General features: G+C 64.3%; 10 protein-coding genes. 3 read left to right on the top strand and 7 right to left on the bottom strand.

Annotated features, from left to right (window positions below):
- Positions 1-13: 13 nt before the first annotated feature.
- The 7 genes from JQK88_RS15325 to JQK88_RS15295 all read right to left on the bottom strand — a co-directional run bounded on the left by JQK88_RS15325 (position 14) and on the right by JQK88_RS15295 (position 12,585).
- Positions 14-1,054: a sulfate/molybdate ABC transporter ATP-binding protein gene (locus JQK88_RS15325; RefSeq protein WP_192258531.1), complete on the bottom strand. Its 1,041-nt coding sequence runs from the start codon at positions 1,052-1,054 to the stop codon at positions 14-16.
- Positions 1,055-1,067: 13 nt separating this feature from the next.
- A complete protein-coding gene (gene cysW, locus JQK88_RS15320) occupies positions 1,068-1,952 on the bottom strand; it encodes a sulfate ABC transporter permease subunit CysW (RefSeq protein ID WP_112560300.1) in 885 nt (294 codons plus the stop codon).
- Positions 1,945-2,796 (bottom strand): sulfate ABC transporter permease subunit CysT, encoded by an 852-nt coding sequence (gene cysT, locus JQK88_RS15315; RefSeq protein WP_192258530.1) that lies wholly within the window; start codon positions 2,794-2,796, stop codon positions 1,945-1,947. Before cysT ends, cysW begins: the two co-directional genes overlap by 8 nt.
- A gap of 23 nt (positions 2,797-2,819) precedes the next feature.
- Complete coding sequence (locus JQK88_RS15310; protein ID WP_192258529.1) at positions 2,820-3,848, bottom strand: sulfate ABC transporter substrate-binding protein; 1,029 nt, start codon at positions 3,846-3,848, stop codon at positions 2,820-2,822.
- A 232-nt stretch (positions 3,849-4,080) separates the two neighbouring features.
- Positions 4,081-4,764, bottom strand: a complete 684-nt coding sequence (locus JQK88_RS15305; protein WP_203278749.1) for a M15 family metallopeptidase — start codon at positions 4,762-4,764, stop codon at positions 4,081-4,083.
- A 40-nt stretch (positions 4,765-4,804) separates the two neighbouring features.
- Positions 4,805-6,895 carry a penicillin-binding protein 1C gene (gene pbpC / locus JQK88_RS15300; protein ID WP_246749835.1) on the bottom strand — a complete coding sequence of 697 codons (2,091 nt, stop codon included), beginning with the start codon at positions 6,893-6,895 and terminating at the stop codon, positions 4,805-4,807.
- Positions 6,896-7,101: 206 nt separating this feature from the next.
- Entirely contained in the window at positions 7,102-12,585 is a 5,484-nt protein-coding gene (locus JQK88_RS15295) for an alpha-2-macroglobulin family protein (protein ID WP_203278748.1), read from the bottom strand.
- A 279-nt stretch (positions 12,586-12,864) separates the two neighbouring features.
- Between JQK88_RS15295 and JQK88_RS15290 the strand changes: the two genes are divergently transcribed.
- The 3 genes from JQK88_RS15290 to JQK88_RS15280 all read left to right on the top strand — a co-directional run bounded on the left by JQK88_RS15290 (position 12,865) and on the right by JQK88_RS15280 (position 22,761).
- Entirely contained in the window at positions 12,865-14,793 is a 1,929-nt protein-coding gene (locus JQK88_RS15290) for an autotransporter assembly complex protein TamA (RefSeq protein ID WP_203278747.1), read from the top strand.
- 2 nt (positions 14,794-14,795) lie between these two features.
- On the top strand, positions 14,796-20,843 hold the full coding sequence (locus JQK88_RS15285; RefSeq protein WP_203278746.1) for a translocation/assembly module TamB domain-containing protein: 6,048 nt from the start codon (positions 14,796-14,798) through the stop codon (positions 20,841-20,843).
- Positions 20,844-21,108: 265 nt separating this feature from the next.
- Entirely contained in the window at positions 21,109-22,761 is a 1,653-nt protein-coding gene (locus tag JQK88_RS15280; protein ID WP_203278745.1) for an ABC transporter substrate-binding protein, read from the top strand.
- Positions 22,762-22,797 lie beyond the last annotated feature (36 nt).

Raw genomic sequence — 22,797 nt, 5'->3', positions numbered from 1 at the left:
TAGACGTCGAGGACTATGCCGCCGGGAAAAGCTTCCACCGCCGCGGCCTGAACGCCACCCGGCTCTTCTGCGCCGCTGGATGGTCGACGGGGAGTTCGATCTCGACGCGCTGGCGTTCGCCGCCAATTTCGAGTTCGACGCGCCTGGTGCCGGCGACGCGGCGGCTGGCGGCGACCGTGCCGGCGATGCAGCCGCTGCACCCGTCGAGCAGTTCGACATCGTGCGGGCGGAAGTAGAGGACTGCCTCGCCACTCGGCGCATGCGGCGCGGACAGCCCGATCGGCCGGTCGGCGATCCAGACCTGGCCGTCCTCGACCTTTACGGGAAGCGTGCTCGATTCACCGATGAAGGAGTAGACGAAGGGTGAGTTCGGCGTGTCGTAGATCTCGTCGGCCGAGCCGACCTGCTCGATCCGGCCCTGGCTCATCACCACGACACGGTCGGCAAGCTCCAACGCCTCTTCCTGGTCGTGGGTGACGAAGACGGTGGTGTGGCCAGTGCGGTCGTGGATCTCGCGCAGCCAGCGGCGCAATTCCCTACGCACCTGCGCATCGAGCGCGCCGAACGGCTCGTCGAGCAAAAGCACTTTGGGCTCGATCGCCATGGCGCGGGCAAGCGCCACGCGCTGGCGCTGGCCGCCGGAAAGCTGTGCTGGGTAGCGCTTTTCCAGGCCGGAAAGCTGGACAAGGTCGAGGAGCTCTGACGCGCGGCGGCGGATCTCCGCCGCCGGCGGGCGCGACGGCCCATGCCGGACCTTCAGGCCAAAGCCGATATTGTCGGCGACCGTCATGTGCCGGAACAGCGCATAGTGCTGGAAGACGAAGCCGACATTGCGCTCCTGGATCGACTTCTGCGAGGCATCGTCGTCGCCGAAGAAGATCTTTCCGCGCGTCGGCCGCTCGAGCCCTGCAATCAATCTGAGCAGTGTCGTCTTGCCGGAACCCGACGGCCCCAGCAGCGCGATCAGCTCACCCGACTTGATGTCAAGCGATACGTCATGGAGGGCCGGGAACCGGTCAAACTCCTTGCGCACGTTGGCAACGCGAACTTCCATGAAAATCCCTCTATCAGTGTCCGCGCGTCGCGGCGATCTCGGCGCCGTAGCGCATCTCGAGAAGTGTTTTCAAGACCAGCGTGACCAGCGCCAGGCCGGCAAGCAGCGAAGCGACGGCAAAGGCGCCGACGGCGTTGTACTCGTTGTAGAGGATTTCGACATGCAACGGCATGGTGTTGGTCAGCCCGCGTATGTGGCCGGACACGACCGAGACCGCGCCGAATTCGCCCATCGAGCGGGCGTTGCACAGAAGCACGCCGTAGAGCAATCCCCATTTGACGTTGGGCAGCGTCACATACCAGAAAGTCTGCCAGCCATTGGCGCCGAGCGAGAGCGCCGCCTCCTCATCGCCATTGCCCTGTTCCTGCATCAGCGGGATCAGTTCGCGGGCGACGAAGGGGAAGGTGACGAAGACGGTGGCAAGCACGATGCCCGGCACGGCGAACAGGATCTGGATGCCGTGCGCCTTCAGCCATTCGCCGAGCAGCCCCTGAGCGCCGAACAAAAGCACATAGACCAGGCCTGAGATGACGGGCGAGACGGAGAATGGCAGGTCGATCAGCGTGGTCAGGAACGCCTTGCCCTTGAATTCGAACTTGGCGATCGCCCAGGCGGCGGAGATGCCGAAGACAACGTTGAGCGGCACGGCGATGGCCGCCACCAGCAGGGTCAGCCGGATCGCCGAACGCGTATCGGGATTGGACAGCGATTCCGTGTAGGCGCCGAGGCCTTTGGCCAGCGCCTCGTGAAAGACGATGATCAGCGGCAGGAGGACGAAGATGACGAGGAAGGCGAAGGCCACCGCCATCAGCAGCAGCCGCACCGGCAGGCTTTCGGTCACCGCCGCCGACTGGCTCTCGTGATGCGGCTCGTAGGATTTGATTTCGGGGTCAGCCATAGCGCTTGCGACTCCATGACTGCGCCAGGTTGATGACCAGCAGCATCAGGAACGACAGCAAAAGCATGATCGCGGCGATCGCGGTCGCTGCCGGATAGTTGTACTCCTCCAGCCGGATGACGATCAGAAGCGGCGCGATCTCCGACTTGTAGGGCAGGTTGCCGGCGATGAAGATGACCGAGCCGTATTCGCCGACGCCGCGTGCGAAGGCCAGCGAGAAACCGGTGACGATGGCCGGCGCCAGTCCCGGAAACAGGATGCGGGTGATGATCTGGAAGCGGTTGGCGCCAAGCGTGGCGGCCGCCTCTTCCACTTCCTTGTCGATCTCCTCCATGATCGGCTGCACCGTGCGCACGACGAAGGGCAGGCCGATGAAGACCAATGCCACCACGATGCCGAGCGGGGTATAGGCGACCTTGATGCCAAGCGGCGCCAGCAGATGGCCGATCCAGCCATTGGGCGCATAGAGCGTGGTCAGCGCGATGCCGGCCACTGCCGTCGGCAGCGCGAAGGGCAGGTCGACCATGGCGTCGACGATGCGGCGGCCGGGGAAGCGGTAGCGCACCAGCACCCAGGCGACGAGCGTGCCGAAGACGACGTTGACAGCCGCCGCGATGAAGGCGGCGCCGAAGCTGATTTCGAGCGCGTTGAGGGTGCGGCGGTCCGTGGCGATCGCCCAGAAATCGGTCCAGCCGAGGGCTGCCGAACGCCAGATGAGGCCCGACAGGGGAATGAGGATGATAAGCGTGAGGTAGGCAAGCGAGAAGCCGAGCGTCAGTCCGAAACCCGGAATGACGCTCGGCTGTCTGAACCGCCACCCCGCCTTGGCGGGTGCTATGGTCATGTGGTCCTGATCTAGATTTTAGCTCACTGGGCCGGCTTGTAGATCTGGTCGAATATACCACCGTCGCCGAAATGATAAGGCTGTGCTTTCTTCCAGCCGCCGAAAAGCGGATCGTCGATGGAGATCAGCTTGATTTCAGGCGTCTTCGGAATATCCGCCGGATCCACCAGTTCGGGCTTCGCCGGACGGTAGTGGTTCTTGGCAATGATCGTCTGGGCTTCCTTGGAGTAGAGCCAGCCGAGATAGGCTTCGGCGACCTTGCGGGTGCCCTTGGCGTCGACATTGGCGTCGACGATCGCCACCGGCGGCTCGGCCAGGATCGAGGTCGGCGGATACACGATCTCGAAATTGTCGGCGCCGAATTCATTGAGTGCCAGATAGGCGTCGTTTTCCCAGCCGATCAGCACGTCGCCAATGCCCTTTTGCGCGAAGGTGACGGTCGAGCCGCGGGCACCGGTGTCGAGCACCGGAGCATTGGCGTAGAGCTTGCCGACGAATTCCTTGTTCTTGGCTTCGTCGCCGCCGTCATTGGCGTTGGCGTAGGCCCAGGCGGCGAGATAGTTCCAACGCGCGCCGCCCGATGTTTTCGGGTTCGGCGTGATCACCTGGACACCGTCCTTGACCAGATCGCTCCAGTCGTGGATGCCCTTCGGGTTGCCCTTGCGGACCAGGAAGACGATGGTTGAGGTGTAGGGCGCCGAATTGTTCTCGAACTTTTTGCGCCAGTCCGGATTGATCTTCTTAGACTTGGTGACGATGGCGTTGATGTCGCCTTCAAGGGCCAGCGTCACCACATCGGCGTCGAGGCCGTCAATTACGGCGCGGGCCTGGGCGCCCGATCCGCCGTGCGATTGCTGGATGGTGACCGTTTCGCCGGTCTCGGCCTTCCAGTGGGCGACAAAGGCCTCGTCATACGCCTTGTAGAGTTCGCGTGTCGGATCGTAGGACACGTTGAGAATGGTGGTATCGGCAAACGCGAAACCGAGCGTGCCGAACTGGATCGATGTGGCGACCAGTGCGCCGAGCAGTTTCCTGAAATGAGGGTTGGTCATTTCCGCCTCCGTTGATGACGGCTGAACTCTATCGAATTGATAGAAATTAGATGCATTCAACGTTGCCTTTTTTGCCCCCTTGAAGCAATTTTTCGCCGATATTGCGCGCTGAGAGGAAACATTTTCCTCATATTAGCCTAGGCCGACTCAGGCCGGTCCGGCGCTATGTAGAAGCAGCCAGCGCGGAGGCAAGACTGTTGCGGCGGAGATTCGTCGAAGCAGCTGGGTGGTTTCAATTCGCAGTGACGGGGAAGTCGAAGCGCTGCCTCGGAAACGGCTCGTTTGCCAGCGTGTAGTGCCACCATTCGCGCGCATAATTCTTGAAGCCGCCGGCGCGCATGGCATCGAGCAGTCTTTTGCGGTTGGCCGCCGCATCGGCCGCGAGCGGGCGGTGGGCAGTTTCGCTCGCCGGATCCAAACAGTCGAAGCTGGTGCCGAAATCGAGCGTGCCGGCACCCGTAGCACCGCAGGCAGCGGATGATGTGCTTTTGCCATCGCTGCGGGCAATGGCGACATCGACGGTCGAACCGCGTGAATGGGTGGACAGTTCGCCGATATAGCCCTTGGCGATGAGGTCGCCGCGCTTGATCTTGGGATACCATTGTGGGTCGGACGGGCCGCCCTCCCTGGTCCATTTGCCCATGTCGGCGACGGCGCGAGCCGGCCGGTAGCAGTCGAAGACGACCAGCGTCAGGCCGTCGAAAGTGAGCGTCTTTTGCACGCGGGACAGCGCTTGCGCCGCCTGCCTTGTGAGGATGCAGACCGGCGCGTCATAGCCGTCGGTCTTGCGATGCAGGAAGTTTTCCAGGCCGGCATAGCGGATGTCCTGGCGGATTGTGGGATCGACATCGGCAAGGCGGACAAAGCCGGCGGGCAGGGGATCGGCGGAGGCGGGCAGAGCGAAGACGAAAGGCATGAGGACGCAAAGTCCAATGCTTTGAATCGCCTGACGGAGTCTATTCAACGAACACCTTCACGCTGGCCGCGCGGCCCACAGCGTCAATGACGGTGAGCGTCGAATAGCCGGCGCCGTCGGGCAGCCAGGTCGCGGTACGGCGGCGGTCGATGCCGACGAGCGGCTTGCCGTTGGCGAGCCAGCGGAATGGCGCGCGGCCGCCTTGCAGCTTCAGCACCAGCGGCGAAGCATCGGCGGAATTGGTGGCGAGATCGACGCGGGCGCCGTTGGGCGGAAAAATGATCGTCGGCGCCGGCTCGGTCGGGCCTGCCTGTACCAGCCCGTCGGCGCCGGCGCCGAAGCGCGCCAGTGTCACCGGCAGATCTTCGCGCCTGGCCTTGACGACGCCGGCCGGCTGGCTGGGCAGCGGCACGGCGGCGAGGCCCGAGCGGACAAAGCCTTCGAACAGGATGGGGGCGGCCGAGATATAGCCGGACAGGCCGGGCACCGCGCCGGCATCGGCGCGACCGACCCAGACGCCCAGCACGTAGCGGCCGTCAAAACCGACCGACCAGGCGTCGCGATAGCCGTAGGAGGTCCCGGTCTTGTAGGCAATGCCGCGCTGCAAGGCGCCCTCGGGCGGCTTCACGCCGGACAATATGTCGGTGATCTGCCAGTTCGCCTGGGCGTCGAGAATGGTGGCGGTGGTGCGCTCGGCATTGGCGGGCTCGGTGCCGTCATGCAGCGTGTTCGCCTTGCCGCCATTGGCGAGCCCGGTATAGAGCTGGACGAGATCGCGCAGCGTCACGCCGACGCCGCCGAGGCCGATGGCGAGGCCCGGCGCCTCGTTGACCGGCAGCACCGGGCTGACGCCGGCCTGGCGGAAGCGCGCCATCAGCCGTGCCGGGCCGACCGAATCAAGCACACGGATCGCCGGCACGTTGAGCGACAGCTGCAGCGCCTGGCGGATCGAGACATCGCCCTGGTAGCCCATGTCGAAATTCTTCGGCCGGTAGCCGCCGAAATCGACCGGGCTGTCCTCGATCAGCATTTCCTGCGCCACCAGCCCCTGCTCGAAGGCGAGGCCATAGATGAACGGCTTCAGCGTCGAGCCGGGCGAGCGCACGATCTTGGTCATGTCGATCCAGCCGGAGCGGCTGGCGTCGAAGAAGTCGGCCGATCCGACTTCGCCGAGAATGTCGCCGGTGCGGGCATCGGCCATGACCATGGCGACGGAGAGGCGAGGGCCGAGCTTGATCGCAGCATCGCGCGCCACCTGTTCCAGCCCTTGCTGGACGCTTTTGCGGATCGTCAGCTGCAGCGGCTTGCCGGGCACGGCCTTGGGCAGCATGGCATAGGCGGCGTGCGGCGCCAGCGCCGGCAGTTTGCGGCGCAGGCCCGAGACATCGTCAAGTGCTGCACGCGCTGCCTCACGCTCGCCAAGCAGGCCTGATGAAACCATGCGGGTCAGCACGCGGTCGCGGGCGGCGTGCGCGATGTCGAGATTGCGGTCGGGCCGGCGCTTTTCCGGCAATTGCGGCAGCGCTACGAGCAAGGCGGCTTCCGAGACCGTCAGCCGCTTCGGCTCCTTGCCGAAATAGGCGAGGGACGCGGCGCGCACGCCTTCGAGATTGCCGCCATAGGGCGCCAAGGTCAGGTAGCGTTCGAGGATCTCTTGCTTGGACAGCCGCCGCTCGATCTGGATGGCGCGCAGCATCTGCTTGAGCTTGGAGCCGAGGCTGCGGCTTTCGCGCGGCTCGATCAGCCGGGCGAGTTGCATCGACAGCGTCGAGCCGCCCGAGACGATATGGCCGTTGGTGACGAGCTGACCGGCAGCGCGCGCCAACGCCAGCACGTCGACGCCGTCATGGTCCCAGAAACGTTTGTCTTCATAGGTGACAAGCATGTCAACGAACTGCTTGTCGACCTGGTCGAGGTGTGTGTCGAGCCGCCAGTAGCCGTCCGGCGTGGCGAAGGCGCGCAACAGCTGGCCGTCGCGATCCTGGACTTCGGTCGAGACGGTGAGCTTTTCGGGCAGCGGCGGCGGGAAGGCGCGGTCGAGCTGCCAAAGGGTGGCGGTGGAGAGGACTGCAAGGCCGGCGACAGTAGTTGCTGTGATGGCTATGCGGCGAACGAATTTCCTGGAGAACATGGCGCCGCCCCTCATTGTCCTGCCGGACATTTCTCCCCGTATAGAGACGGGGAGAAAGACGCTGTCGCCGATGGTTTCGCCAATTGCCAACGTGGCAGAACAAGCAGCGAAATTCGCGATAGTCCCCTTCTCCCCGTTACTATACGGGGAGAAGGGGCCGGAAGGCGGATGAAGGGCAGCGCCATCGCTACGTCTATCAAGGCGCCTTAAGGCGTCTTGATCTCCATCATGCCGGCGGCGGTGCGGGCCGAGTACTGCGGCCGGTACATGTCCTCCACCGTGGCTGCTGGATGGGCATAGGTGCCCGGCGTCACCGCACGCACGACATAGGCCAGCATGATGTTGCGGTCGCCGTCGCCGTCATTGGGGTTGAATGCCGCGACGAAACGGTCGTCGCGGAATTCGAGATGGGCGGCGTCGGTCTGCGCCAGCCAGGTGAAGTTCGACAATTGGGCGCTGGAGACCAGGCCCGGATTGTCGATTTCGAAGCCGGCCGGCAACAAATCGGTGATCAGCAGGCGCGACGGCCAGCGGTTCTGCTCGTAGATCTTGAGCACGACCACATAGCGTTCGTTCTGCGTCGCCTCGGTGACGTTGGCCTCGGTGCCATCGAGCTTGTAGTAGGTGCGGTCGATCGTGAAACCGTCGCCGCCGGCCGGTAAGGGCTGGGCCGGCGAGGCGACCGTGGTGACGACCGCCTGCAGCGGCGTCGAGCCGGTGTTGGCGATGGTCAGCGGGCTGTCGGCGATATCGCTGCCGCTTAGCTGGGTGGAATACCCCCCGGCATGCTGCGCGCCGTTGACCGACAGCTTGATCGAGTCGTTGCCCGACTTCAGCGCGCGGGCCGCCAGAAGCATCCAGGACTCGTCCTGCGTGCTGGTCCAGCGCGCATCGGCGCGTTCCCTGGCCACCAACCGGATCAGCTCCGGCACGATGGTCGGCACCGGCTTCGATTCGGCGGCGAGCGCCAGAATCGCGGCGCCGTCACGCAGCCGCGAGCCATAGTCGGACCGGTAGTAGTCGTATTCGGTGGTCGACTTGGCCAGCTGCAGCGCCGTCTGGAAGGTCGCTTCCGAACGTTGCGCGTCGCCGTAGAGCGCCAGGCTCGCTGCCAGCTGGGCGACGGCCATCGGGCTTGAGAAGGCTTCGAGCTTGGTGTCGGCGTAGTAGCGCAGATCGCCGACCGAGGCCTTCTTGTTGCGGGCCAGAACATAGAGCGCGTAGGCGATTTCGCTGCCGCGATCCTGGACGTCCTGGTCGTAGCCGACCGAGTTCTGCAGATTGCTCAACGCCTGGCTCATCGCCAGAGCCGGCACGTCGTAGTTCTGCTCGCGCGCCCGGGTCAGGAAGTCGGTGACATAGGAATCGAGCCACAGATCGCCGGAGCCCGGACCCCACAGGCCGAAGCTGCCGGCCGAAGCCTGGTAGCTCAGCACCTTGTAGATGGCGGCCTGGACACGGTCGTGCAGATCGGGGTCGCTTGCCATGCCGATGGAGGACGCCAGATCGTTGACGTAGAGCAGCGGCATGGCGCGGCTGGTGGTCTGCTCGGCGCAACCATAGGGGTAGCGGTCGAGCGTCATCAGCAGCGACGGCACGTCGAAGGCGGCGGCCTGCGAAACGCCGACGCTGACCGAGGCGCCGTCGAGAAGGCTTGCCGCGAGCAGCTCCTTGTCGACGCGCAGCGAGCCGCCATTGCCCTTGAGGTCGACGACCAGACGGGTGGTGACAGGCAATTGCGCCGGGCGCACCGGGACGTAGAGCGTCTGTTCCACGGCGGTTCCGTCGCCATGGGCGAGTTTGATGGTGATCGAGGCATTGCCCGCCGTCTGTGCAATCAGCGGCACGGTCAGCGTCTGGCGCTTGCCTTTGGCCAGCGTCAGCTTTTCAGGCAACGGCTTGTCGCCGGTCGAGAGGTCGCCTGTCGTTGCGATCGACAACGCATAGTCGCCCTCCGGGCCGTCCGTGTCGGCGACGTCGAGCCGCATGACAGCGGCATCACCCGGCGCCAGGAAGCGCGGCAAGCCGGCCGTGATCACCACCGGATCGCGGACAATGACGTCGGTCGAAGCATGGCCGACCGCATCCTTGGTCCAGGCGACAGCCATGACGCGCACGGTGCCGTTGAACTGAGGGATGTCGAAGTCGATCCTTGCCTTGCCGTCGGCATCGAGCTGGACCGGGCCGGAGAAGAAGGCGACCAGCTTTTCAGTCGGCGGGCTGCCTTGCGTCTGCATGGCGGCGCCGTCACCGCCGGTCCTGAGCTTGCCGGTGGTGCCGAGCGAGCCGTCGATGAGACGGCCATAGATGTCGCGGACTTCAAGCCCCAGCATGCGCTGGCCGAAATACCAGTCCTCCGGATCCGGCGCCTTGTAGTTGGTGAGGTTCAAAATGCCAACATCGACGGCCGCGACCGTGACGTAGGCATTGCTGCCCGGTGCAACGCCAGCCACCGAAACGGGGATCGACAGCTGCTGGCGCGGCATGGTCTTGTCGGGCGGCGTCAAGGTGACGGCGAGCTTCTTCGAGCCCGGATCGACCGTCAGCCATTTCACGCCGATGGCGCGCGCCGGCATGCGTGTTTCCTGCGCATCGCCCGGCCTGAACAGGGTCGCGGTGATGTAAGCGCCGGCGCCCCAGTCGTCGCCGACCGGGATGTCGACGGTGCTGCCACCGGCCGGAACGGTTGCCGTGACGGTCTTGAGCAGCTTGTCGGCGCCGATGGTGACCAGCAGTTCGCCGGCAAAATGCGGCGATACTTTTAGCTTGGCCACTTCGCCGGCGGCGTAGCTGTCCTTGTCGAGGGCGATTTCGAGCCCGTCGGGGGTTTCGGTGGAGGTCGAGGAGACATACCAGCCGGCGTCGAACTCATAGCTGGTCGCCGGGCCCTCGGGGTCGGCGGTCTCGATCTCAAGCCGGTACTGGCCCCAGTCGACCGGCATCGTCACGGTCGCCTCGGCATCGGCGCTGAGATCGACCTGGCCATTGGCGATCGACTTGGTGAAGGTGACCGGCTCGTAGTTCCAGGAGTTGTTGTTGCGGTACCACTGGTAATTGCGTTCGACCTTGACCAGCGACCACTGCGCGCCTTTCAACGTTTCGCGTTTGCCGTCGGGATCGACCGCGATCAGGCTGAATTTGGCGGTGCCGCCCTGCGGCACTTCATTGTCCTCGAAATCCGGACGGATGCCGATCATGTGGCCTTGCGGGCGAATGCCGATGTGGAGCGAGCGCTCAATGGCGCGGCCGCCGGTTTCGCGCATGCGCACCGTGACCTTGGCGTCGACCAGCTTGGTCGTGGCGGGCAACTGGTCGACCGTGACCGGGAAGGTCGCCTTGCCGTCATCGCCCACCACGGGAAGACCGGTGAAAGGGGTGACCGAAGGCTCGGCCGACTGTTCGTCGGCGAGGCCGAACGAATAGCCGGCGAAACGGTCCCAATCGCGCGCCGTCGACAGCGTCAGCTCGCCTTCGAGCGCGAGGCCGGCGGCCGGCGCGCCATAGAGGAAGCGGCCGTCAATGTCGATGTTGGCGGTTTCGCCCTGTGCGATCTCCTGCTTGTCGGACTTCATGTCGAACTCGATGCGATCCGGCACGAAGTCTTCGACTAGGAACATCTGGCTGGAGACGGCGGCCTGCTTGGGATCGGTGTAGATCGACACCGTCCAGGTGCCGCGCATGGCGTTGGCTTCAAGCGGCAGGTCGACGGCATAACCGCCGGCCGAGACGCCGTCGGCGACAATGCGGCGGTTTTCGACGCCGTCGGGACGGGTGAAGATGAAGGTCAGCGGCAGGTTCTCGACCGCCTTGGAGGCGCCGTCGCGGGCAAGGGCTGCGACATGCACGTCCTCGCCGGCGCGGTAGATGCCGCGTTCGGTCCAGGCATAGACATCGAGCGCGCCAGGTGCGGCACGTCCGGAGACGCCGCGATCGGAAAGATCGAAGCCGGCGCGGCCCATGTCGAGGAAGACGAAGTCGTTGTCGCCCTGCTTGGCCATCAGCACGGCCGGCACCATGCCGCCGTCGCCGCGCGTCAGGCCGGGGTTGAAGACGGCATGGCCTTCGGCGTCGCTGGTTGCGGTGCCGAGGATTTCATTGTTCCTGGCCAGCAGCGTCAGTTCCGCGCCGGCAATCGGCTTGGCGGTGCCGAGCGAGCGGGTAAAGACGTTGAGCCCATCCTGGCCGGTATAGGTCGACAGGCCGATGTCGGAGACGACGAACCACTGTGTGGCAAGCGAATTGTAGCTGTCCTCACCATTGTCGTTGACCGGCTGCGCGGTCAGCACGTAGACGCCGGGCTTGCGCTGCGGCAAGGCCTCGTCGACCGGGAACGAGGTCGTGACGTCCTTGTTGAGGTCGTTGGCGATGTCGAGCTGTCCCTGCCAGACCGGTTCGCCCATCTGGTCGGAAATGCTCGAGATGTCGTAGCCGTCGAGCTGCTTCAGGAACTGGTAGCCGGACAAAAGCTGCGCCAGCGAACGATCGCCGATGCGATAAAGCTTCATCTGCGCGGCGGTCATGTTGACGGTGACGACCGGGATGCCGCGACGGGCGCCGGCCGGCAGTACGAAGCTGTCGCCGGTGAAGCGGGCGGACGGTGCGCGGTCCTGGACATAGATCGACAGCACGACAGGGGCGGCGGTGACTTCGCCGATCGCCGCAGGCAGGCCGGCGCGGAAGGTCACTTCGTAATGCTGGCCGTGTTCCAGGCCTTCGACGCAGATCTGCTTGTCCTTGGCCTCGACGCCCTTGGGCGGCTGGTTGTCGACGGTGACGAACTGGGCATAATCGACGCCGGTCTTGACCAGCTCCTCGGAGAACTGCGCGCAGATGCGCGGCGCGCTGGTGTCGGCATCGATGGAGTGATCGATGACGCGGAAGCCCTTGCGGGCCTTGAGATCCTCATATTCTGCCTTGACCGCCGGCGAACTGACCAGCGCGAGGCTCGCCTCATAGGCCTGCAGGGCCGGACGGTAGAGATCGCGGCGGTCGAGGCCGTTACCCATCAGTGCCAGCACCTCGGCGCGGGTCTTGGTGGTGCGCAGCAATTTGTAGGCGTTGAAGGCTGCCGACGTACCCTTGACCGGCAAATTATAAGCTCCCGAGCTGCCATTAGCCGGCTGCTGGGCAAGCGTTTCGCGGGCCAGGCCGAGCCACAGCTGGGCGTCATCGGGCAGGACCGAAACGGCAGCCTCGTATTTGTTCATGGCCTGGGCATGGTCGCCGGTCAGTGCGGCCTGTTCGGCCGCGGCGCGGAGCGCTTCCAGACCCTCGGTCGGCTTGTCATAGGCCGGATCGGTCAGCTTGTTGCGGTACTGCTGGGCCTGATCGGCCATCCAGTTGGGAAAGAAGGCAAGTTCCGGCGGGGCGCCGATATCGGGGTCACCATCGACATTGACGACCTTGCCCGCGATAGCGCCGCTGAAGGGTTTCAACTGGTTGTAATCGGATTTGAGGAAGCACCACTTGGCCTTGTTGTTGTAGGTGAAGGCGCGGCAGGCGGGGTCGCCGAGGCATGTGGTCTTGCACTGATCGAGGCTGACATTCTGGTCCGATCTGAGATCGAAACCGAAATAGTCGGAATTGTTTGAGGTCACCACCCGGCGGGCTTCGGCCGCTTGCGCGACAGCTCCCCAGGCGAAAAAGAGAAGGATCAGGATAGACAGACCACGGGCCGCGCGCATTGCCATAACACCCTCCAGACACTGCTGACGTCCAAGGCTTGTTCAAGCTTCAGTCAAGCTTGTCAACACGAGGACGGGCAGGTTTCCGCCTGCCAACGGTTCCCAAACCGGCAAATGGCCGGTATGCCGACAGTTCATCCACAGGGAAAGGGATCACGCTTTCTTGCGGCAACGCAGAAGGTGTGAATTCCAAGCCCTGCCTATTTCAGACAATTGGATTGTGGCCCCTTTACGAGCGCTTCAAAACTTCATTCCAATTTTAGTTTTGTAACCTAGGTTGTCTTAATGCCGGCGTGTGAAGCGCAGATGTCGAAAGGAACCGCGCCACGGCGTGCGCTTTCGCGCGCGCTGATTTTGGCGTTGGTGTGCTCGACCGTGCTCGCCTCCGAATCGGGGTCGGCGGCGGCCTTCGAGATTTTCGGCATCAAATTGTGGGGTTCGTCTAATGACGAGGACGCCGATATCGTCGACCCGCTGCGCTATTCCGTCAGCATCGAGGCGCCCGATGCCGACAAGGACCTGGTCAAGAAGCTCGAAAACGCCTCGACGCTGAAAGCCGACGAAGAGCGTCCGGTTTCCGGTTCGCTCGGCCTCCTAGCCAAGGCGCGCAGCGACCGCGAGCAGCTGGTCGCCGCCCTCTATTCAGATGCCCGCTATGAAGGCGTCGTGACCATCACCATCCAGGGCAAGGCGCTCGACGATTTGCCTCCGGATGCCGAATTTACCGGTCCGCAGCCGATCCCGGTGGTGATCAGCATCGCCAGCGGGCCCAAATTCACGCTCGGCAATATCCGGCTGGAAGGCGATGCCGCCGGGCTTGCGAGCGCCGATTTCGGCCTGATCGCCGGCGGCGATGCCGGTTCGGGCGCCGTGCTCAAGTCCGAAGCGCTGATTGTGCGGGCGCTGAAGCAGGAGGGCCGGCCGCTGGCCCGGATCACCGATCGGCAGATCGTCGCCGAGCACAACACCTCGACGCTCGACGTGACGCTGACGGTGGCCGCCGGACCAGTAGCCGGCTATGGCGACACCACCGTCGAGGGAACCGAGAAGGTCGATCGCGAGTTTACCGAATACATGACCGGGCTGAAACGCGGCCGGAAATATTCTCCTGACGAGATCGACGATGCCCGCGACCGGCTGCTCGGGCTGGAAGTGTTCAACAGCGTCACGCTGAAGGAAGCAGACCAGCTAGACGCCGATGGCAACATCCCGATCGGCGTCCAGGTCAGCGAGCGCAAGCCGCGCTATTTTGGCGTTGGCGGCACGTTCTCCAACACCGAGGGGCTCGGCCTCGAAGGCTATTGGGGCCATCGCAATCTGTTCGGCCGGGCCGAAAAGCTGCGCATCGACGGCAAGATCAGCGGCATTGGCAGCAACGATCTCAGCGAACTCAACTACAATGCCGGCATCATGTTCGAAAAGCCGGGGGTGGTCGGGCCAGCTTCAAAATTCATCGCCAGCGTCAAGACCGTGCTCGAACATCCCGACGCCTACGACCATTTTTCGGTCAAGGGCAGCACTGGCCTGTCCTACGACATCGACAAGAAGCAGACGGTTTCGGCCGAAATCGCGCTCGACTATTCCAGGGTCACCGACACTTTCGGCAAGCACAAATACCTGATCGCCAGCATTCCGCTGCAATATGTCTATGATAACCGCGACAACCGCCTCAACCCGACCAGCGGCTTCAGGGTGCTGGCCTATGCCGAGCCGAGCTACGACATTATGAGCGGCGCCGCCTTCCTCAAGCTGAAGGGCGAGGGGTCGGCCTATCAGTCGCTCGACACGGCTTCGAAGTTCGTGCTTGCCGAACGCGTCGCGCTGGGTTCGATCGTCGGCACCAGCCTCGAACATGTTCCGGCCGACCGGCGCTTCTATTCCGGCGGCGGCGGTTCGGTGCGCGGCTATGCCTATCAGGGCATCGGTCCCAAGGACATCGACAATCAGCCGATCGGCGGGCTTTCCTTCTTCGAGACATCGGTCGAGATGCGTATCGCGCTCACCGACACGATCGGCATCGTGCCGTTCGTCGACGCCGGCACCGTCTCGACCAAATCGACGCCGGACTTTTCCGACATGAAGGTCGGCGCCGGCGTCGGCCTGCGCTACATTACGCCGTTCGGGCCGCTGCGCATCGACGCCGCCCTGCCGCTCAACCGCGACCGTGGCGATCCGCGTTTCGGCATCTATGCCGGCATCGGACAGGCTTTCTGACGATGAAGATTTTGAGACGCATCCTTCGCCTCTTTTTCTACACGCTGCTGATCGTGCTGGCGGCGGCCGTCGGCGCGCTTGTCGTGCTGACCAAGACCGAGCGTGGCCGCGAAAACCTCGCCGGCATCATCTCGAACATAGCCTCATCAGGGGACAGCAAGGTCACCGTCAGCGGCATTGACGGCATCTGGTCGGGCGCGCTGACGGTGGACCACGTCGTGCTGGAAGACCGAGAGGGCGCATGGCTGGTGGCGCGCAAAGTGGCCGTCGACTGGTCGCCGCTGGCGCTGCTGTCGAAGAATTTCAGCGCCGACCGTATCGCTGCCGAGCGCATCGAGCTGGCACGGCTGCCGGTTGCGAGCACGGAGCCTGCCAAGAGCGGGTCGACTGGCCTGCCGGTTTCGCTCGACATCAGAGCGATCGATCTGCCGCAGATTGCGCTCGGCCAGCAACTTGCCGGCAGCGGTATTGCCGAACTCGCGGCCAAGGGATCGGCCAAGGTCGATGCATCGCCGCTTGCGGTTGAGACTGTGCTCAATGTCACCCGCCATGACGGCAAGCAGGGCAATGTCGACGCCAACATCCATTTCGCGCCCGCCGACAACAAGCTCGACCTCGATCTCAAGGCATCCGAACCGGCCGGCGGCATCATTGCCAATCTGCTCAAGCTGCCGGGCGCGCCGCCAGTCAACATCGTTGTCTCCGGCACCGGGCCGCTGGCCAACTGGAGCGGCGTCGGCACTTTCATGGTCGACGGCCAGATCGTCACCCAGCTTACCGGCCGTCATCAACTGACCGACAAGGGCAACCGGATCGAGGCCAAGGGCGACGGTTCGTTCGAAGGGTTTCTGCCGGAACAGTTCAAGTCGCTGTTTGCCGGCAAGACCAGTTTCGACCTCGCCGGCACCGCGACCGCGGCCGGCGGCGTCGACATCGAGCGCGCCACGATCGAGAGCGGCGCTGTCCACGGCACCGCCTCAGGCATGGTCGACCCGAAGGGCGCCAGCGACCTTTCGGTCGAACTCGCTTCCAAGGGCGAGCCTGTCACGGTCAATGTCGGCACCCCGGCACAACCGATCATGGTGGCCATTAACAATATCACGGCGCGCGCGTTCGGCGACGGCAAGGCGCCGATGATCGACGCCGGCGCTTCGCTCGTCTCGGTGGTGGCGGGCGGCTCCCAGGTGAACAATCTGGATGCGCGGATCCATTCCGATGGCTTCGACATTGAGAACCGCAGCGGCCCGGTCAGCGTGTCGCTGACGGCGGCCGGGCTGAAGACCGACGTGGCGACGCTGGCGCCGCTGATCACCGGCAAGCTGACGGCCTCTCTGGCCGGTACGGTCAGCAAGGATGAAATCTCGCTCGATGAAGGCACGCTGCGCAGCGATGCGCTCAATGCCGGGCTGACGGCCAAGGTGACGCTGGCCGACCTCGCCATGACGCTGAAGATGAATGCCGATGCGGTGTCGACGGCATTGCCGCCGCAGATCAGTTCGCTGCTTGGCGAACGGGTCAAATTCTCGGCCACCGCCACCCGCGATCCGCAAGGCTCTTTCGCCGCCAATTCGATCGAGCTGAGCTCCGGTTCGCTCAGCGCCAGCGGTACCGCCAGCGCGCAAGGCAGCGACATCCAGGCCGACATCAAGGGCAAGCTCGGCGACGTCTCGGTGTTGTCGCCGCTGGTTGGCGTGCCGGTCGCCGGCGGCGTCGATTTCGCGCTGACGGCTAGCGGCGCGCGCAATGCACCGGACTTCAGCGTTTCGGCCGACAGCGCCAGCCTGACGGCGTCGGGCCGGACGGTCAAAGACATCAAGCTGACCGCCTCGGGCAAGGCGGACATCGCAAGCCCGGCGGCGCAAGTCTCCCTGACCGGCTCGGTCGATGAGCAGCCGCTCGCCGTCAAGGCGGCGCTGGTGACCAGCGAAGGGAAGCGCTCCATCAACGGGCTCAGCGTGGCGCTGGGCGACAACAAGGTGTCTGGCGATCTTGCGCTGGACGATCATTTCCTTCCGCTGGGCACGCTGACGATATCCGCTCCCGACATCGCGCCGCTGGCGTCGCTGGCCGGGCAGACGGTGGCCGGCGACATCGGCGGCACCGTGGTTTTCGCCAAGGACGGCGAGGCGCCCACCGTCACCATCAATGCGGCCAGTGTGTCGGTTGCGCGCGGCGATGTGGCGGCCAAGGCGATCACCGTCAGTGCGCTGATCGCCAACTATCTCGACAGCCCGGCGATCTCCGGTACGATCAAGGCCGACAGCGTGACCTCGGGAACGACCGTCGTCAGCGGCATCGGCGTTGACTTGAAGCGCGACGGCGACTGGACCAATTTTACCGGCGGCGCGACCATCTCAGGCATCCCGGCGACGGCTGCCGGGCGGGCGAAGATCGCCGGCGGCACGACCAGCGTCGAGATCACATCCGGCGAAGCGACGGTGCGCGGCATCAAGGCGGCGATTACCGAGCCGTCGAGCCTGACGATCGCCGATGGCATCACCAACATTCAAAGGCTGGTGGTCGATCTCGGCGGCGGCTCGGTGACGCTGTCGGGCACGGCAGGCCAGACGCTCGATCTGGCGGCAACTTTCTCCGCCTTGCCGGCAGCCCTCGCCAATGATTTTTCGCCTGGCCTCGACGCCGCGGGCACGCTGGACGGCACGGCGCAAATCACCGGGGCGTCGGCCAATCCGGACATCCGTTTTAATGCAAGGCTGGCTGGTGCCGAGACCAACCAGACCCGCCAGGCCGGGCTCGGGCCGCTCGATCTCGATGCGGCCGGCAGTTATTCCACGGCAGGTGGCGTGGTGTTGGACCGGGCGACGCTGTCAGGCGAAAAAATCTCGGGCAAGGCGGCCGGGACCATCAACCCGAACGGCGCCAGCGATTTTGCGCTCGACCTGAAATCATCCGGTCCGAGCCTGCCGCTGACGCTCGGCAGCGCGGAAAGCCCGATCAAGCTCGAATTGCAGGCGCTGTCGGTGAAGGCGGCGGGGCAGGCTGCGCAAGCCAAGCTCGACATCTCGGCGGTGTTGCCCTCGGTGGCGACGAATTTCACCAAGGTTGAAGGCATCGCGCTGGCACTGCATTCCGATGCGTTCGATGTAAAAAGCCGAACCGGTCCGATCTCGGGCACGGTGACTGCGGAAAAGATCGGTCTGGACAATCCGACCATCGCACCGCTGATTGCCGGCAAGATCACCGCCAAGGTCGCAGGCAGCCTGGCGGCGGATGCCATCACCATCGACAGCGGCTCGGTGCAGGGCGATGCACTGCGCGCAGCCTTCAATGGCCGCGTTTCGTTCGCCGACGGCGCCATCGACCTCAACCTCAAGGCTGACGCCCTGTCGGCGGCATTGCCGGCAGCGGCGCGCGGCGTGCTGGCCGAGCGGACGCAGCTCAGCGCTACACTCAAGCGCGATACGCAAGGCAATGTCAGCGCTAGTCCGGTCAAGCTGCTATCGGGCGCGCTGACCGCCGACGGCCAGGCCAGCCTCGCCGACAACAAGCTCAACGCCGACATCAAGGGCGCTCTATCGGACATCTCGCTGCTGTCGAAGGATGCCAAGGGCGCGGTTGGCTTTGCGCTCAACGCGCAAGGGCCTGTCATGGCGCCGGACCTGTCGCTGACGGTCAACAGCGACCGGCTGCTGGTTGCGGAACGCGAAATCACCGGGCTGAAGCTGACCGCCACCGGCAAGGCCGATGCCGCCAGCCCGGCGGCCAATGTGCAACTGACCGGCAATGTCGCCGGACAAGCGCTGCAAGGCAGCGCGGTGCTGGCGACGGCCGACGGCAAGAGCGCCATCAACGGCCTGCTGCTGTCGCTCGGCAAGAACAGGATTTCCGGCGATCTCGCGCTCGACGAGGCTTTCGTGCCGGTCGGCACCATCGCGCTCGACCTGCCCGACATCGGGCCGCTGGCAGCGCTGGCGCTGGAAAAGGCCGAAGGCGACGTGCGCGGCACCATAGCCTTCACCAAGAGCAACGACGGCGCCAACGTTGCCGTCAAGGCTTCGACCGCGTCGATCACCCGCGGGGACTTGCAAGCAAAAACGGTGTCGATCGATGCGCTGGTCGCCAACTATCTTGCCGCGCCGGTCATTTCCGGCAAAATCCGCGCCGATAGCGTCATCTCCGGCGGCACCGCTATCAGCGGTATCGATGTCGACCTCAAGCGCGACGGCGACTGGACCGGCTTTTCCGGCGGCGCTACCGTCAAGGGTATCCCGGCGAAAGCCGCGGGCAGGGTGAAGGTCGCTGGCGGCATCACAACCATCGAACTCGCTTCGGGCCAGGCCACGGTGCAGGGCATCAAGGCCGCCATCGCGCAGGCCTCGACCGTCAGCATCGCCAATGGCACGACGACATTGGACAGGCTGGTGCTCAATCTCGGCGGCGGCACGGCGACGGTGACCGGCAAGATCGGGCAGGCGCTCGACATCAATGCCGCGCTGGCCAAGGTGCCGGCCTCGCTGGCCAACAGTTTCTCGCCGGGCCTCGATGCCGCCGGGTCGATTTCCGGCACCGTGAAGGTGTCAGGCGCGCCGGCCAATCCGGCCGTTGCCTTCAACATCGACGCCGGCGGCGTGCAGACATCACAGACCCGCAGCGCCGGCCTCGGCGGCATGAACATTTCATCGTCGGGAACGTTCGCCGGCAAGAAGCTCACCTTCAATGCCGACATCAGCGATGGCGCGGGTCTCGGCCTCAAGGGCGGTGGCAGCGTCACCACAGCGGGAACGCCGGCGCTGGTGCTCGACTTCAACGGCAAGGTGCCGTTTTCCTTCCTCGCCGCCAAGCTTGCCGCACAAGGCCTGTCGCTCAGCGGCACGGCCAACGTCAATGTCCAGGTGCGCGGCCCGGCGACGTCGCCCGTAATCGGCGGCACGGTCAGCACGTCCGGCGCCCGTCTGGTCGACGCGCGCTCGGGCCTTGCCGTCAATGATATCGCCGCCGACGTCTCAATCGGCAACGGCGTCGCCCGGATCAATCGCCTGACCGGCACGCTGTCGACACGCGGCAGCCTGTCGGCCAGTGGCACGGTCGGCATCAATCCGGCGCAAGGTTTTCCGGCCGACCTGTCGATCAAGCTGGTCGACGGCCGCTACACCGACGGGCGGGTGGTGACCGCCAATCTCGGCGGCGACCTCACCATCAAGGGGCCGCTCACCTCGGCGCCGGTGATTTCGGGCACCGTCAACCTCGCCAAGACCGTCATCACCGTTCCGGAGAAACTGCCGGGCTCGCTGACGGCACTCGGTGTCAAGCACAAGAACGCGCCCGCCAGCGTGCGGGCGCAGGACAAGGCCTTGCGCCCGGCCACTGCCAGCGGCGGGGGCGGCAGCGGGCTTGTCCTCGATGTCACCGTGAACGCACCGAACCAGATCTTCATCCAGGGCAGGGGTGTCGATGCCGAGCTTGGCGGTTCGCTGAGGCTGACCGGGCCGGCATCGTCGCCGCAAGCGGTCGGCACTTTCACCTTGCAGCGCGGGCGGCTGTCGATCCTCGGCAAGCGCCTGACCTTCACCGAAGGCACGGTCGGCTTTTCCGGCTCGCTGGTGCCCTACCTCAATTTGACCGCGACATCGACCACGACCAGCACCACCGTGACCATCGTGGTGTCGGGCGAAGCGACCAACCCGAAATTCACCTTCTCCTCGGTGCCGGCGCTGCCGGAGGACGAGGTGCTGGCGCAATTGATCTTCGGCCGTTCGATGTCGAACCTATCGCCGCTGCAGATCGCCCAGTTGGCCGAGGCCGCGGGGCAATTGGCCGGTGTTGGCGGCTCGACCTCGCTGCTTGAAAATTTGCGCAGCGCAATCGGGGTCGACGATCTGGATGTGACTACGGACGATAAGGGCGGCACAGCCGTGTCGGCGGGCAAATACCTCAACGACCGTACCTATGTGACGATCCAGAAGGGCGACAAGCCGGGATCGGGCAAGGCGACGATCGATCTCAATGTCGGGCGCGGCGTCAAGCTGCGCGGCGAGGCCAACGATGGCGGCGAGGCCAAGGGCGGCATTTTCTACGAGAAGGAATATTGATCGTTCGGCCGGATTTGGCCTCACAGGCGGCTTGAGCCTGGCACTGGCGGGGCCTCAGTAAATGTTTCAATTTAATCGACGAAACGAGATTCCTGAGGAATCCGTCAGGCAGTAGCAAATTTGCGCCAAGACTGTCGTTATCACGCGAACCGCTCCCTTATCAAAGTTGCACATTCGCTAACATGTTCCCACTCCATGCCGCTTTGACATCGTGGCCTGGATGCGGAATGTTAAAAGGCGGAAAGCCAACAATGGGAGTTAAGTCATGACAATTTACAAGAGTAATGGCGATCGCGTTCCGGATCACATCCTGGCCATGGCCGAAGAAGCCAAGGCAGGCAAGGTCGATCGCCGCGAATTCCTCGCTCTGGCCAGCGTCTTTGGCGCGTCCACAGCGATGGCCTACGGTATGCTCGGCCTGGTAGACCCGACGCCCGCCAAGGCCGAAGAAGTTCAGGGCAAGAAGGGCGGCATCCTCAAGGTCGCCCAGTGGATCAAGGATCCCAAGGATCCGCGCAAGGCCGACTGGTCGGAAATCGCCAATGCCGAGCGCCAGGCGCTGGAGCCGCTGGTCAAGTACACGACCGAATACACGTTCCGCCCCTATCTGCTCGAAAGCTGGGACGTCAATGACGACGCCACCGAGTACACGCTGCATGTGCGCAAGGGCGTGACCTGGTCGAACGGCGATGCCTTCAACGCCGACGACGTCATCTTCAACCTCAAGCGTTGGGCCGACAAGAAGGCCGAAGGCAATTCGATGCCAGGCCGCCTCGGCACGCTGGTCAAGGACGACAAGCTTGACGAGAGCGCGGTGACCAAGGTCGACGACATGACGGTCAAGCTCAAACTCGGCAAGCCGGATATCGCGCTGATCCCGAATATGTGCGACTATCCTGGCCTCATCGTTCACAAGAGCTTCGACGAGAAGGGCGGCGATTTCAAAGCCTGCCCGATCGGCACCGGCCCGTTCGAACTGGTGTCCTACGACGTCGGCCAGAAAGTGGTCTATAAGCGCCGCGAAGACAACAAGTGGTGGGACGGGGAAGTCTTCCTCGATGGCATCGAATTCATCGACTACGGCACCGACCCGGCGGCCATGGTCAGCGCTTTCGAGGCCGGCGAAGTCCACACCAATTTCGAGACCTCGGCCGACTATGTGTCGATCCTCGACGGCATGGACCTGGTGAAGTCGGAAGTTGTGACCGCGGCCACCATCGTGTGCCGCACCAACATCAACAACAAGCCTTACGACAACCAGAAGGTGCGCCAGGCCTTGCAGCTCGGCGTCGACAACGCCGTGGTCCTCCAGCTTGGTTACGGCAATGCCGGCACCGTCGCCGAGAACCACCATGTCTGCGCGATCCATCCGGAATATTACGAACTGCCAAAGATCGCCCGCGATCCGGCCAAGGCCAAGGCCCTGATGGCCGAATCCGGCCAGGCCGATTTCGAGCATGAGCTGATCACGGTCGACGAGGACTGGCACAAGAACACGGGTGATGCGATCGCCGCCCAGCTGCGCGACGCCGGCATCAAGGTAAAGCGCACGGTGTTGCCGGGCTCGACGTTCTGGAACGACTGGACGAAGTATCCGCTGTCGATGACCAACTGGAACATGCGCCCGCTCGGCGTGCAGGTTCTGGCGATCGGTTACCGCACCGGCGAGGCCTGGAACGAAAGCGCCTACGCGAACGCCGAATGGGACGCCAAGCTCAATGCCGCGCTCGCCGTTTCCGACGCTGCAAAGCGCAAGGAGATGATGAAGGATATCGAGCAGATCCTGCAGGATTCCGGCATCATCATCCAGCCCTACTGGCGCAAGCTCTACAGCCACTCGGTGAAGGCGGTGCAGAACTACAAGATGCACCCGACCTACGAACGCGACTACGGCAAGATCTGGCTCGACGAGGCCTGATCGGACCGATCGGGAGGGGGCGGTTCGCCTCCTCCC

Origin of the sequence: Mesorhizobium caraganae, assembly GCF_016836705.1 — a bacterium.
GTDB classification, from domain to species: domain Bacteria; phylum Pseudomonadota; class Alphaproteobacteria; order Rhizobiales; family Rhizobiaceae; genus Mesorhizobium; species Mesorhizobium caraganae.
The sequence above is the reverse complement of the archived record's forward strand: the minus strand, read 5'-3'. Positions and strand labels throughout refer to the sequence as shown.

Bases quoted from the DNA above. Each gene is read 5' to 3' on its own strand.
- JQK88_RS15325 (WP_192258531.1), bottom strand. From the start codon at position 1,054: ATGGAAGTTCGCGTTGCCAACGTGCGCAAGGAGTTTGACCGGTTCCCG.
- cysW (WP_112560300.1), bottom strand. From the start codon at position 1,952: ATGGCTGACCCCGAAATCAAATCCTACGAGCCGCATCACGAGAGCCAG.
- cysT (WP_192258530.1), bottom strand. From the start codon at position 2,796: ATGACCATAGCACCCGCCAAGGCGGGGTGGCGGTTCAGACAGCCGAGC.
- JQK88_RS15310 (WP_192258529.1), bottom strand. From the start codon at position 3,848: ATGACCAACCCTCATTTCAGGAAACTGCTCGGCGCACTGGTCGCCACA.
- JQK88_RS15305 (WP_203278749.1), bottom strand. From the start codon at position 4,764: ATGCCTTTCGTCTTCGCTCTGCCCGCCTCCGCCGATCCCCTGCCCGCC.
- pbpC (WP_246749835.1), bottom strand. From the start codon at position 6,895: ATGTTCTCCAGGAAATTCGTTCGCCGCATAGCCATCACAGCAACTACT.
- JQK88_RS15295 (WP_203278748.1), bottom strand. From the start codon at position 12,585: ATGGCAATGCGCGCGGCCCGTGGTCTGTCTATCCTGATCCTTCTCTTT.
- JQK88_RS15290 (WP_203278747.1), top strand. From the start codon at position 12,865: ATGCCGGCGTGTGAAGCGCAGATGTCGAAAGGAACCGCGCCACGGCGT.
- JQK88_RS15285 (WP_203278746.1), top strand. From the start codon at position 14,796: ATGAAGATTTTGAGACGCATCCTTCGCCTCTTTTTCTACACGCTGCTG.
- JQK88_RS15280 (WP_203278745.1), top strand. From the start codon at position 21,109: ATGACAATTTACAAGAGTAATGGCGATCGCGTTCCGGATCACATCCTG.